At 69.9% G+C, this 14,106-nt stretch carries 5 protein-coding genes; 3 read left to right on the plus strand and 2 right to left on the minus strand.

Annotated elements, in window-relative coordinates; translation table 11 throughout:
- Positions 1-42 precede the first annotated feature (42 nt).
- Both FHX73_RS01650 and FHX73_RS01655 read left to right on the plus strand, forming a co-directional pair.
- The gene (locus tag FHX73_RS01650) at positions 43-6,795 is read left to right on the plus strand and encodes an RHS repeat-associated core domain-containing protein (protein ID WP_145902897.1); all 6,753 of its coding nucleotides are present in this window, start codon (positions 43-45) and stop codon (positions 6,793-6,795) included.
- Between the two features lie 99 nt (positions 6,796-6,894).
- Positions 6,895-7,284 carry a hypothetical protein gene (locus FHX73_RS01655; protein WP_145902898.1) on the plus strand — a complete coding sequence of 130 codons (390 nt, stop codon included), beginning with the start codon at positions 6,895-6,897 and terminating at the stop codon, positions 7,282-7,284.
- Between the two features lie 225 nt (positions 7,285-7,509).
- On the opposite strand, the gene FHX73_RS01660 is transcribed toward FHX73_RS01655, so the two are convergent.
- Positions 7,510-11,508 carry a ricin-type beta-trefoil lectin domain protein gene (locus FHX73_RS01660; RefSeq protein WP_145902899.1) on the minus strand — a complete coding sequence of 1,333 codons (3,999 nt, stop codon included), beginning with the start codon at positions 11,506-11,508 and terminating at the stop codon, positions 7,510-7,512.
- Positions 11,509-11,982: 474 nt separating this feature from the next.
- Between FHX73_RS01660 and FHX73_RS01665 the strand changes: the two genes are divergently transcribed.
- Positions 11,983-12,975, plus strand: coding sequence for an aldo/keto reductase (locus tag FHX73_RS01665; RefSeq protein WP_145902900.1), 993 nt, complete (start codon positions 11,983-11,985; stop codon positions 12,973-12,975).
- A 62-nt stretch (positions 12,976-13,037) separates the two neighbouring features.
- On the opposite strand, the gene FHX73_RS01670 is transcribed toward FHX73_RS01665, so the two are convergent.
- Positions 13,038-14,105, minus strand: coding sequence for an LLM class flavin-dependent oxidoreductase (locus FHX73_RS01670; protein ID WP_145902901.1), 1,068 nt, complete (start codon positions 14,103-14,105; stop codon positions 13,038-13,040).
- Between the last annotated feature and the right edge of the window lies 1 nt (position 14,106).

Genomic DNA, 14,106 nt, shown 5'->3' on the forward strand with positions numbered 1-14,106 from the left:
TCCCGCTCCAGAGTCCTGGGGCGGGGAACGGTGACAGCCGGCATGACCTTGGCAGCGCTTGCCCTGGTCGTGCCGATGGCCGCCGCCAGCACGACGGTGGTCGGCGGGTACCAGTACAAGGGCAAGACCTGGACGGCCGATCCGCTGCCGGCCCAGCCGAAGGTGCAGGGGCACCCGGTCGGCGGCAAGGGCACGGTCAAGCCGGCCCCGGTGCCGCCCGGTTCACGGGCGCTGGAGAAGGCCCCGACCGCCGCGCCGAAGTGGCCGGCCGGCTCGACCAGCACCGTGACCGTCCCGGTGACCGGGGCGGCTGCGGTCGCCTCGTCGCCGGTGTCCGTGGCGGCGGTCCAGCCGAGCGCCGAGGCGGTGCGGGCGGCCGCGGCCACCGACGGCGCCGCGAACCCCGACTCGCCGGGGTCGGTGCGGGTGCAGACCGCGGACCACACGGCGGCCCAGGCCGCCAACGTCGACGGCGTGCTGGTGGGCCTGTCCCGGGCCGACGGCGCGGCGGCCGGCGGCAAGGTGTCGCTCTCGGTCGACTACTCCGCCATCTCCCAGGCGTACGGCGGGGGTTGGTCTTCGCGCCTGCACCTGGTGGCGATGCCGGCCTGTGCGCTGACCACGCCCCAGCTGGCCGAGTGCCGCACCCAGACCCCGCTGACGACGAAGAACGACCAGCTGGGCAAGAAGCTGACCGCGACCGTCGACCTGCCGGGCGGCAGCACCCAGAACGCCGCGCTGACCGGTCACGGCGTCGTCTCCGACGCGCTGGCCCGGGCCGGCGCGGCGACGGCGGCGACCGACATCGCGGCAAGCTCCGGCACCGCGGTCGCCGCGGTCTCCGGCACCTCCGGCTCGCAGGGCGACTACACCGCCGCCCCGCTGTCGGCCTCCGGCGCGTGGTCGCAGTCCGCCTCGGGCGCGTTCACCTACAACGTGCCGATCTCGGCGCCCTCCGCGCTCGGCGGTTCGGCGCCCTCGGTCGCGCTGGGCTACAACTCCCAGTCGGTCGACGGCGAGAACTCCTCGCGCAACTCGCAGTCCTCCTGGATCGGTGACGGCTGGGACTACACCCCCGGCTCCATCACCCGCTCCTACAAGGCCTGCAGCGCCGACGGGATCACCGGCTCCGCCGACGAGTGCTGGGCGGGCTACAACGCCACGCTGTCGCTCGGCTCGCACAGCGGCCAGCTCGTGCGCGACAGCAACGGCCAGTACCACCTCCAGGGTGACGACAGCACCAAGGTCGAGGACCTGTCCGGTGCGTCGAACGGCCTGTGGAACGGCGAGTACTGGAAGGTCACGACCACTGACGGCACCCAGTACTACCTGGGCCTGAACCACTCCCCCGGCACCACCTCGGACCCGGCCACCAACTCGGCCTGGGGCGTGCCGGTCTACATGCCCAAGTCCGGCGACCCGTGCTACAACTCCGCCCAGGGCAACAGCTCCCAGTGCTCGGCCGAGCCGGGCTGGCGGTTCAACCTGGACTTCGTGGTCGACCCGCACGGCAACGTGCAGCGCTACGACTGGGCGAACGAGACCAACTGGTACAACATGGGCGCCGGCCAGTCCAACGGCAACGGCGGCTCGATGATCGCCTACACCCGCGGCGGCTACCTGCAGCAGATCTCCTACGGCTACAAGCTGGCCGACGAGCAGGCGGGCCACGACCCGGCCGCGAAGATCGTCTTCAACACCGCCCAGCGCTGCACCACGGACCCGACGACCTGTCAGGCCTCCAACCTCTCCGCCTCGACGGCGAGCAACTGGCCGGACACCCCGTACGACCTCAGCTGCACCCAGGGCATGGCGACCTCGGGCACCGGCAGCAACGTCTGCCAGATCAGCGCGCCGTCCTTCTGGTCCACCTACCGGCTGAGCTCGATCGCGACCTCGGTCAAGAACGGCGGCTCCTGGCAGCCGGTGGACACGTACAACCTGACCCACGTGTTCTCCAACGCGGGCGCCACCGTGGACCCGGTGACCGGCAAGACGGTCGACCCGGCCGACGCCGGCTCGCTCCAGTCGATGATGTGGCTCTCGCAGATCCAGCGCACCGCGCAGGACACCAGCGCGGGCGGCAGCGGGACCGTCACGATGGACCCGATCACCTTCACCGGCACCGAGATGGACAACCGGGTCGACGGCTCCTCGCCGCCCGCCCCGCCGCTGTTCCACCCGCGGATCTCCAGCATCCAGACCGAGTCCGGTGAGTCCATCGCGGTCACCTACCGGGCCCCGGAGTGCTCGCGGGTGAACAACCACATGCCGTCGTCCGCGGACAGCGACACCATGGCCTGCTACCAGGCGTACTGGACCACCCCGGGCGGGTCCGCGCCGATCGCGGACTGGTTCCAGAAGACGGTGGTCTCGCAGGTCTCGGACAACGACGCGACCAAGGCCGGCTCCCCGGCGAAGATCACCAACTACAGCTACAGCGGCCCGGCCTGGCACCGCAACGACTCGGACCTGGCGGACGACCAGTACCGCACCTGGGACCAGTTCCGCGGCTTCCGCACCGTCACGGTCACCACCGGCGCGGCACCGGACCCGATCACCCAGACCACCACGTCCTACTTCCAGGGCATGGACGGCGACTACAAGCAGGACGGCAGCAAGCGCTCGGTCAGCCTGGCCGACTCCAACGGCAACGCCGTCACCGACAGCAACTGGCTGGCCGACACGGTCCAGGAGACGGACACCTACAACCAGGCCGGCGGCTCGATCACCGGCAAGCAGCTGACCACGGCGGAGGCCTTCACCGTCACCGCGGACAGCCCGCGCACCGCCTGGACCGCCAAGACCCCGGCACCGGCCACCCTCTCCACCCTGCCGGACCTCCAGGCCCTGCGGAAGCAGAGCAGCACCCAGCGCAAGCAGTCGCTGCTGGCCAACGGCAGCTGGCGGACCACCGAGACCGACACCACGTACGACAGCCTGGGCCGGATCTCGCAGGTCGACGCCAAGGGCGACGTCTCGGTGCCCTCGCAGGAGGTCTGCACCACCACCACGTACGCCACTCCCCCGGCGTCCAACCCGATGATGCTCGCCTACCCGAGCGAGGTGCTGGCCGTCTCCGGCGGCTGCGGCACCACCCCGGGCGCCGGCACCACCGTCAGTGACAAGCGCACCTACTACGACGGCAACGGCAGCATCACCAGCCTTCCGCCGCTCGGCCAGCTCGGCAACGACGGCTACGTGACCGCCACCCAGTCGCTGAAGTCCTACGACGGCTCCGGCAACGCGGTCTACCAGACCGACGGCGCCACCACCTTCGACCAGTACGGCCGGCCGACCAAGCAGCTCGACGCGGCGGGCAACGCCACGACGACCGCCTACACCCCGGCCACCGGCACCCTGCCCACCGCGACCACGGTGACCAACGCACTCGGCTGGGCGAGCACCACGACGTTCGCGCCGACCCGCGGGCTGCCGCTGCACCTGGTGGACGTCAACGGGCGGGTGACCGACGCGGTCTACGACGCGCTGGGCCGCCGCACCGGCGTCTGGCTGCCCGGCCGCAACAAGGCCACCCAGACCGCCGACCAGACCTTCAGCTACGCGGTGCACGGCGCCGGTTCGAACCCCGACCCGTCGACCGTCACCACGCAGACCCTGCGCGAGGACGGCTCCTACGCCGTCAGCGTCTCCATCTACGACGGGTTCCTGAACCAGCGTCAGACGCAGGCGACCACGGCGGACAACAGCGCGGGGCGCCTGATCTCGTCGACCCACTACGACAGCCACGGCTGGAAGTACAGCACCGTCCCGGCCTACTCGGACACCACGACGGCGCCGTCCACCACGCTGTTCGTGGAGACGGAGAACAGCCTTCCGTCCGAGACGGTGTACGGCTACGACGGGATGGGACGCGGCGTCAAGCAGACCCTGTACTCCAAGGCGTCGCCGCTCTGGACCTCCACCGTCGCCTACCCGGGCGCCGACGAGACCGACACGACGCCGCCGCAGGGCGCCACCCCGACGTCGACCTTCACCGACGCGCTGGGCCGCACCACGTCCACCGTCTCGCACGGCGGCAGCGGCACCGGTGACGTGACGACCCGTTACACCTACACCTCCGCGGGCAAGGTGGCCACGGTCGCCGACACCGCGGGCAACAACTGGAGCTACCAGTACAACGTGCTGGGGCAGCGGGTCTCCCAGAGCGACCCGGACGCCGGGAGCTCCAGCACGACCTACGACCAGCTCGGCAACGTGGCCAGCACCACCGACGGCCGCAACCAGACGCTGTCCTACACCTACGACGCGCTCGACCGGAAGACCGGGGAGTACGCGGGCACCAACACCACCGACCAGACCCAGCAGCTCGCGGGCTGGACCTACGACTCCCTGGTCAAGGGCTACCCGACCGCCTCGACCCGCTACGTCGGCGGATCGGGCTCCACGGGCAGCGCCTACACGCAGGCGGTGTCCGGCTACAACACGGCCTACCAGCCCACCGGCACCACGGTCACCATCCCGGCGGCCGAGGGCAAGCTGGCCGGCAGCTACAGCACCACCTCCAAGTACACCCCCACCGTCGGCCTCCTCTCGGACACCATCTTCGGGACCGAGGGCGGCCTGCCGTCCGAGGACGTCGGCTACGGGTACAACCTGCAGGGCGGCCTGGTCTCCACCGGCACGATGTTCACGCCCTACCTGGACGTGGCCTCCTACAGCCCGCTGGGCCAGGTCGAGCAGTCGACCTACGGCGTGCTCGGCAAGCAGCTGCGCACCGCGCAGACCTACGACGACGCCACCGGCCGCCTGACCACCAACCGGGACAGCATCCAGCCGGCCAGCACCAACCCGATCTCGTCGACCACCTACGGGTACGACCAGTCGGGCAACCTCACCACGACGAGCGAGCTGCAGTCCTCCGGCGGCACCGACCAGGCCTTCGACACCCAGTGCTTCCAGTACGACGGCCTGGACCGCCTGACCACCGCCTGGACCGACACGGCGGGCCAGACCTCGCCGACGGCCGGTCAGCTGGCGCACTGCAACAGCGGCTCGCCCGCGCCGGCGGCGATCGGCGGCCCGGCGCCGTACTGGCAGTCGTACAGCTACGACCTGCTCGGTGACCGGACCCAGCTGGTCCAGCACGACGTCACCGGCAACACCGCCAACGACACCACCCAGACCAGCAGCTACCCCGGAGGAGGCACCACCGCCGCGGCCCAGCCCAACACCGCGGGCACCATCACCACCAGCAACCCGACCAGCGGCACCAGCACGCTGACCACGAACTTCGACACTGCGGGCAACACCACCAAGCGCACCGTCGCCGGTCCCAGCCCGTCCACCCAGACGTTCACCTACGACGCCGAGGGCAAGACGGCATCGGTCACCACCCAGCAGGGCAGCAGCAACTCGCAGAAGTCGTCCTACCTCTACGACGCGGACGGTTCGCTGCTGGTCCAGCACGGCACCAACACCACCACGCTCTACCTGTTCGGCGGCGCCGAGCAGCTGACCATGACCGGTTCCACCGTCAGCGGTCTGCGCTACTACACCAACCCGGACGGCACCGTGATCCTGCGGTCCAGCACCGGCACGGTGACCTACCTGCCGAGCAACCCGCAGCACACCTCGCAGCTTGAGGTCGACAGCAAGACCCTGGCGGTCACCCGCCGCGCCTACGACCCGTACGGCAACACGCGCGGAGGCGTCCCCGGCAGCTGGGCCGACAACCACGGCTACCTCGGACAACCGGCCGACCCGGGCAGCGGCCTCGACCTGCTCGGCGCCCGCCAGTACGACCCGACGATCGGCCGCTTCCTCACCGCCGACCCGATCTTCGAGCTCGGCGACTCGAACCAGATGGGCGGCTACACCTACGCCTCCGACAACCCCACGACGATGAGCGACCCGACCGGGGAGCGCTCGGAGTGCGGGCAGAACGGCGACAGCCCCTGCGGTGCGCCGCCGTCGCAGGGTGACAGCTACAGCTACATGACCCCGGAGGACTGCAACACCTACAGCTGCCAGGTGGGCCTCTCCGAGGAGATCCAGAACCTGCAGAACGACCAGGACAACTTCAGCCGCTACGCGCTCTCCTGCACCAGCAACGCCTGCGAGCAGGCCGCGCTGGACGCGCTGAACGCGAACCAGGGCGAACAGTCCACCGACGGTCAGGGTGTTTACACCGACATCACCCAGATGGACAACCACGCCAAGGCCAAGGAGGCCCAGGCAGCCGCACAGGCGGCTGCGGACAGGAAGAAGAACAGCTGCAACTTCCTCAGCGTGTGCGGACTCAAGAAGGCCGCCACCAAGGTCGCGCAGATCTCCGGTGACGTCAGCACGGGCTTGGGCTACATCAGTTGGGTGCCCGGAATCGGTGAACTCGCCGGCGGCCTCTCCGTCGCCACGGGTCTGCTGAGCGCGGGCCTCTACGCGAGCACGGGCGACTGGAAGGACGCGGTCAACGGCCTGGGGGCCGTGGCGCTGGGCGTGGCCACGGGCGGGTTCGGCAAGATCGGGATCCTGGGCAAGTTCGACGTCCTGGGCAAGCTCGACGGTATGTACACCTCGCCGCTCAGCAAGCTCAGCGAACTCGCCGGCGACAAGGCCGCCGCACAGGTGGCCGCGTCCCGGGCGAACGGCTTCTACCGCAGTGAGTCCGGAGTGAAGCTCTACTCCGGGGTCGCCAAGGCCGTGAGCACCATGGGCGTTAATGGTGCTATTAACGGCTATCCCGGCACTTCGGTTCCGGACTACAATCAGTCCGGCGCATCCTTCTACCGGGACAGTCCGTACGGTGCACTGACCGGATACCTCGAAGGCTAAAGCAGTGCGAGGGTGGGGGTGCTCGTAGATCGAGCACCCCCACCCTCGATTCTGTCGCCGGTCGCATGAAGATTCCGCCAGGGAAGTTAGGTGCTTTGAATGATCGATCTGGCCGGCGTTCCCACGCCCGTCGTAATGGCCGTGGCGCTCCTGGCATGGCTGGGCGGGTGTTTGCTGCTCTGGCGGTCGATGCCCGATCGAGCGCGTCCCGCCATGGTCGGGGCAGGGGTCGTGGGCATCGGTGTCGGGGCTTTCCTCGGCCTGGCCCGCGGTAGTTCCGGGCGGCACATCCTCGCCATGCTCTTCATCGCCGGATTGTCCCTGGCCATCGGATCGCTCGGCCAGCGCGACAACCTGGCCAAGATCACCTCCGACAGCAAGGGCAGGACCCCGGAGGAACAGAAGGCGGTCAATCGCGTGTCGGCCCAGGTGCTGTTCCCGCTGGTGATCGGGATCATCCTGCTGGACACCGTATTCCACGGGATCTGACGGACCATCGCCTGATACTGATCGGCCCCGGACGGAAATTCGTCCGGGGCCAACCTGTTTCAGTTTGAGCAATTCCTGACCTGGCGTCAGCGCATCGCATCGCATCCGAGCAGAACCACTCGACTCCCGGCAGGATGTGCACAGCAGTGGAGGCGGCCTCCCGGTTTCCCGGGAGACCGCCTCCACTGCGTTCAGGCGCCCGCCGCTAGCGGCGGGCCACCGGGCTCAGTGGCCCAGCGTCCAGGTGGAGTTGCCACCGCCGCCGCAGCTCCAGGTGTCGAGCTGCTGGCCGTTGGTGGTGTTCCAGCCGTTGACCTCCAGGCAGAGGCCGGAGTGCACGTTGTGCAGCTGGTTGTCGGAGCCGAGCGTCCACTGCTGCTCGGTGGCACCGGCGTTGCAGGTCCACAGGATGGCCGGGGTGCCGTTGGTGGTGCCGGCGGCGGAGGCGGCCAGGCACTTGCCGGAGATCCGGATGGTCCCGTCGGTGTTGAAGTTCCACGACTGCGTGCTGCCGCCGGGGGCGCAGTCCCAGATGACGATCGGGTTGCCGTCGCCGGTGCCGCCGTAGCGGTTGTCCACGCACTTGGCGGTGTTCGCGTTGCTGTGCAGCGACGTGGTGACCGGGGTGTTCGCGGTGCCCATCGAGGTGGCGCCGGCGAACTGGGCGAGGCCCGCGGCGTTGGGTGCGGCGCCGGCGTAGGCGACGATCTGGTTGCTGCCGCTGATCGCGTACAGGTCCGGGTTGCCGTCGCCGGTGACGTCACCGGGAGAGGTGACGGTCGGCCAGTCGGTCTGGCCCAGGCCGAGCGGCAGGACCGTCGACTGGGTGGGCAGCACGCTGTTGTTGGCGCCGGCCCACTGCTGCTCGTTGCCGCCCTCGCAGTCCCAGAGGATCAGCTGGGTGCCCTGGGTCTGGCTGGAGGACGGGTCGCCCAGGCAGCGGCCGGACTGCGGGTTCTTCAGGTCACCGGGGAACGGGCCGGGGACCCACTGCTGCGAGCCGGTGTTGTTGCACTGGTAGAGCTGGACGGGCGTGCCGTTGGCGGTGCCGCCCGCCTGGACGTCCACGCACTTGCCCATGACGTGCAGGGTGTTGTCCGCACCGTAGGTGATGGTCTGCGGGTTGCTGTTGTTGCAGTCCCAGACCTGGATCTTGTTGCCGTTGGCGGTGCTGCCCGCGTTGTCGTCCAGGCAGAGGCGGTTGCCGCTGGTGTCGGTCAGCGCGGAGCTGAGCGCGGCCCGGCCGGGCGGCGTGAGGCTCATGCTCGGCAGGCCGTTGGTGTCGAAGGTCAGCGGGTAGCTGGTGATCGCGCCGGTGGCGTTGTCACGGGCCCACAGGGTGGGCGTGCCGCCGGACTCGGTGCCGTTCGCGACCTGGGCGCCGACGCTGCCGGGGGCGATCAGGGTGACGTTGGACCAGTTGGTGCCCTGAGCACCGATCAGGTAGGCGTTGCCGAGGTTCGAACCGCTCCGTGCGCTGCCGGTGTAGTACCAGAGCTTGCCGTTCTCGACCGTGATCAGGTCCGCGTACGGGGTGACACCCGCACCCGCCCAGCCAGGCGCGTTGGAGTACGCACCCGGTGCCACCATCTGGGTCACACCGGACCAGTCGGTGCCGTAGCTCGCGCAGTCCGTGCTGGTGCAGGACGAGGCGATCGCGGGCCGGCCCACCGTCAGGACGTCCTGGGACTTGGTGAACTGACCGGCGACGCCGCCGCCGATGGTCGTGCCGTCGTTGCGGTACAGGTACATCTGGTGGGTCTTGGTCTGGTACGCCCAGATGTCGTCCAGGGTCGACTGGCTCTGCGAACCCCGGTGCGTGACCAGGTAGTTGTTCCAGCTGGTGGCGTCCGGGCTCTGCGCCTGGGTGGACGCGACCAGCGGGGCGGCGGCCATGTCCTTGCCGCCCGGAATGAGCGTCAGGTTCCCGTTGTTGGACGGGTCGGGGATGATGGTGTCGGGGATGCCGTCACCGTTCAGGTCACCCGCGACGGCCTTGGCCGCGGGGTTCCACGGCGCGTAGAAGCTGTACTGCGCGACGGTGGCCTGGGTGTTGCCCGCGGCGTCCACGGCCTGCACGTAGAGCGTGTGGGTGCCCCACTGGTTGGTGGACAGGTTGACCGGGATGCTCGCGGTCGCGGTGCCGTTGGCGTCCGCGGTCACGTTGATCGCGTTGCCGCCGCTGACCGGGTTGTTCTGGTCCAGCGACCAGAGGAACTTGGCGACGCCGCTCTTGACGCACGGGTTCAGGTTGCAGCCGGTCGGGGCCTGGTCGGTGCTGGAGACCTGGATGTTGACGGTCCCGCTGCCCGCGTACGCGTTCGGCGTGATGCCGCTGCCCAGCGGCGGGTACTGCGCCGACGGGGTGAAGGTCGCGATGCTCGGCGGGGTCAGGTCGACGTTGAACGTGCAGGGGTTGGCCTTCGGACCGGCCATCAGGCCGTCGGTGGCCCAGACCTGCCAGCTGTACTGGTGGCCGTCGGAGGCGGCGACCGGGAACGGGATGTTCACGTTGCCGTTCGTGCCGATCCAGCCCGAGCTGGCCGGCCAGCCGACGGTGTAGGACCCGCCGCTGCCGTTGTTGGTCATGTTGTCCAGCAGCTGCGAGCCGCCCTGCAGGATGGCGCCCGGCATGTTGGTGCTCAGGTGCGCGGAGAGCGTGATGTTGGACGCGTTGCCGTTGACGGTCGTCATGCCGACCCACTGCGGCGAACCGCCGTTGCAGTAGCCGCTGTTGCCGTTGATGCTCAGCGAGTCCGGCATGTTCGGCAGGATGTCGTACGTGGTCTGCAGCACCGGGTTGGTGCTGAAGCGCATGAACCCGTAGTTGGTCCCGTACTTGGCCTCGTTGCCGTAGATCCCGAACGTCAGGTTGCTGTAACTGCCGTGGTACTGGTTGATGGTGCCGGTGACGTCGAAGATCGCCTGCTGGTTGCCGCAGCTGCCGTAGGCGGTGGCGATGTTCTGCTGGCCCTCACCGGTGACGGTGGCGGGCTGGTTGTTCCAGGAGGTGCCGCCGCTGATGCCGCCGGTCAGGTTGAGGCCGATGCCCCAGGTGTCGGAGCAGGTGTGGTCGGCGCCGTAGGTCTCGGCGAGGTACAGCTTCGAGTTCTGGATCACCATGTTGCTGGTCAGCGCACTGGTGTTGATCTCGTAGTAGCTGCGGTAGAGGCCGAAGCAGTTGGAGTCGTACTGCTGGTAGCCGACGCCCTCGCCGTTCTCCTGCGCGTTGTCGTACAGGCCCTGGGTGGCGCAGCCTTCCTTGACCTCGGTGTAGTGGTTCGTGGTGCCCGTGGGCGCCGGCTGCCAGCTCGGGTCGATGTACTCGGGGTACACGACGTCGTTGCCGGCGAGCTGGCCCGCGTCGGGCGCCAGCGTCAGACCGCTGTTGTCCGCCTGGACCGCGATCTTGGCGATGTGCGCGCCGTGGCCCGGACCGTCCTTGGTCGAGACCGGCTGCGTGGCCGGGTCCACCGCGCTCTGCGGCGCGGCCGGTGCGGCCGCCGGAGCGGTCGCCGGAGCGCTGGCCGAGTCCCACATCACCGGGGCGGGCGCCGTGAAGGCTGCCGTGCCGTCAGCGGCCTTCGCCGTCACGTTGCCGGCGCCGTCGGCCGCGGTGCTCAGGCCGTTGCTGTTGATGGCCAGGCGCAGCGTCTTCAGCTGCGGGTTCGCCGCGGCCTTCGCGTCGTGCACCACCAGGACCTCGTGGAACGCGCCCTGGTCGGTGACCGTCGCCTGCAGGTCGACCCCCGGCAGCACGTTCGCGTACGTCGCCGTGTCGCCGTTGACACTCGGCACCGGCAGCGCGAACGGCAGCGACAGCGCCAGCTTGTGACCCGCCGGGTCCGTCAGCGCCACCAGCGGGGCGCTGCCGCCGCCCGACAGCGTCACACCCGAGGCCGCCACCTTCGGCGAGAACGAACCGTCACCGTTCTTCGCCAGCGTCGCATCGACACCGGCCCACGAACCGCCCCGCTTCACCCGGGTCGGGAGGACGTTCTGGGTATTGGTGAACGAACCGTCGGGGTTCGCCACCGTCAACGACGTCTCCGTCGTCAACGCGTCCACCGTCACCGGCTTGCCGGTCTTCTTCGCCTGCGCCACCGCCGCCTGCGTGGGCGTGACGGGCGCGGCAGCCGCACTGCTGCCGGTGCCGGCGGGGGACGACGGGGCGGCCAGTGCGGGGAAGCTCGCCCCCGCCAGGACCGAGGTCAGCGCTGCCACCAGCGCCAGCCGGCGTCGGCGGACCTGGCGCGCCGCACCGTTTCTAAGGCCAGGGTTGGCCACTTGGGGAATCCTTTTCGTGGTCGGTCCCGGCAAAGGCGAGGGCATGTCTCTTGACAATCTCTTTGCCATTGACCTGGGAAATGTCCGATTCGCCGCAGACCGGGCTGCTTTGCCACGGGTCTGACGGGGCCTCGGAACGGACGTGACTGCCGCAATGATGGCAGTTGGCAAGCAGAGTATTGCTGCACGTGTTCACTCGGCAATCCACAAATGGCCGCCCCGGGCCGGGGTTTCCGGTAATTCCGCCGCCAATTCGGACAAATCGATGACCCGCACACCCCCCCTGTGCCGCCGCGCGACCCAGCCGCCTCCCTTTCCCCTCTAATGTGTCCTGTGCATGGCGAATTTGCGTGCGTGAATCGCTCCCGCGCAGGCCCCACCGTTCAGTGCCGAAGTGGCAGGATGACCGTCATGACCTACCTCGCGGCCGACTCCCGCTACGCCTCGATGACCTACCGCCGCGCCGGACGCAGCGGCGTGCAGCTGCCCGCCGTCTCGCTCGGCCTGTGGCACAACTTCGGCGACACCCAGCCCTTGGAGGTCCAGCGCGCGGTGCTGCGCCGGGCCTTCGACCGCGGCGTGAACCACTTCGACCTGGCCAACAACTACGGCCCGCCGTACGGCTCGGCGGAGAAGAACTTCGGCACGCTCTTCGCCCAGGACTTCCGGCCGTACCGGGACGAGCTGTTCATCGCCAGCAAGGCCGGCTACGACATGTGGCCCGGCCCGTACGGTGACGGCGGCAGCCGCAAGTACCTGCTGGCCAGCCTGGACCAGTCGCTGGGCCGGATGGGCCTGGACTACGTGGACGTCTTCTACTCGCACCGCTACGACCCCGAGACTCCCCTGGAGGAGACCATGGGCGCGCTGGCGAGCGCGGTGCGCCAGGGCAAGGCGCTGTACGCGGCGATCTCGAACTACCCGGCCGAGCAGCACCGCGAGGCGGTCGCGATCCTGCGCGAGCTCGGCACGCCGGTGCTGCTCAACCAGAGCGCCTACTCGATCCTGGACCGCCGCCCCGAGCGGGCGGGCGTGCTGGACGCGGTAGGTGACACGCAGACCAGTCTGATCGCTTACTCCCCGCTGGCCCAGGGCCTGCTGACCGACCGCTACCTGAGCGGCGAGGTGCCGGCCGGATCGCGGATGTCGGTGGGCCACTTCCTCAAGCAGGAGGCGCTCACCCCGGCCAAGCTGGAGCTGCTGCGGGCGCTGAACAAGGTGGCCGAGCAGCGCGGGCAGTCGCTGGCGCAGCTGGCGCTGGCCTGGGTGCTGCGCGACCCGCGCGTGGTCTCGGTGATCATCGGCGCGAGCAGCGTGCGCCAGCTGGACCAGAACCTGGACGCGCTGGCGGCCGGTCCGCTGACCGCCGAGGAGCTCGCCGAGATCGACCGGCTGACCGCCTGATCGCCTGATCGCTCGACCGTGTGCCGGGCCCGCCGCGGGCAGCGGGCCCGGCCGCCGGGTGGTCAGCCGCGCAGTGCGGGCAGCACGGTCTCGGCCACCCGGTGGGCCTCCTCCAGCAGCGGGTTGCCGGAGAGGATGAAGGTGTCCACGCCCAGCTGCTCGAACTCCCTCAGCCGCTCGATCACCTGGGCGGTGCTGCCGACCACGGCGGTGCCCGGGCCCGGGCGGAACAGGCTCATCCCCGGCCAGAGGTTCGGCGAACTCTCCAGCTCCCGGGCGCGCTTGGGCACCCGGCCGCCGTGCTGGCGGAACTGCCGCTGCCAGCCGACCCCGTCCTCGTCGGCCCGGCCGCCGAGCTGGCGGGCGTAGGTCTGCTCGCTGGTGACGTCGAGCAGCCGGTCGGCGGCGGCCCAGGCCTGCTCCTCGGTGTCCCGGACGATCAGGTGCAGCCGCAGGCCGATCCGCAGGGTCCGGCCGTGCGCGGCGGCCCGCTCGCGCACCCGGGCCAGCTTCTCCTTGAGCAGCAGCGGCGGTTCGCCCCAGGTGAGGTAGACGTCCACGTGCTCGGCGGCCATCTCGATGCCGGCCGCGGAGGAGCCGCCGAACCAGAGCGGGATGTGGCCGTCCCGCTTGGGGGTGAGCTCGCGCAGGCTCGCCCCGGCGTTCGCCAGCCGGTAGAACTCGCCCTCGTGGTCGAAGACTTCACCACGGGTCAGGCGCTTGACCAGGTTCCAGTACTCGGCGCTCAGCCGGTACCGGTCGTCGTGCTCGACGTCCAGGCCGTACTCGCGCAGCTGGGCGGTGGAGCCGTTGACCACGTTGAACCGCAGCCGGGGGCCGTGCAGGTGCTCGAAGCTGAGCGCCATCTTGGCCAGCAGGGTGGGCGAGACCAGCCCGGGGTGGACCGCGAGCAGCGGCTGGAAGCCGGGCCCGGTGGCGGCGGCGACCGCGCTGCCGAGCGTCCAGACGTCGTACAGGTCGGTCGCCAGCAGGGCGCCGGAGAAGCCCAACCGCTCGGTGCTGGCCGCCAGTTGCTGGAGGTAGCCGAGGTCCACGGGCCGGCGGCCGGCCGGCTCCCACGGGTAGGCGCCCTCACGGGGGATCAGGTACCAGAGGAACTCGCTCGCCATC

This window comes from Kitasatospora viridis (assembly GCF_007829815.1).
Lineage (GTDB): Bacteria > Actinomycetota > Actinomycetes > Streptomycetales > Streptomycetaceae > Kitasatospora > Kitasatospora viridis.

Bases quoted from the DNA above. Each gene is read 5' to 3' on its own strand.
- FHX73_RS01670 (WP_145902901.1), bottom strand. From the start codon at position 14,105: ATGGCGAGCGAGTTCCTCTGGTACCTGATCCCCCGTGAGGGCGCCTAC.
- FHX73_RS01655 (WP_145902898.1), top strand. From the start codon at position 6,895: ATGATCGATCTGGCCGGCGTTCCCACGCCCGTCGTAATGGCCGTGGCG.
- FHX73_RS01650 (WP_145902897.1), top strand. From the start codon at position 43: ATGACCTTGGCAGCGCTTGCCCTGGTCGTGCCGATGGCCGCCGCCAGC.
- FHX73_RS01665 (WP_145902900.1), top strand. From the start codon at position 11,983: ATGACCTACCTCGCGGCCGACTCCCGCTACGCCTCGATGACCTACCGC.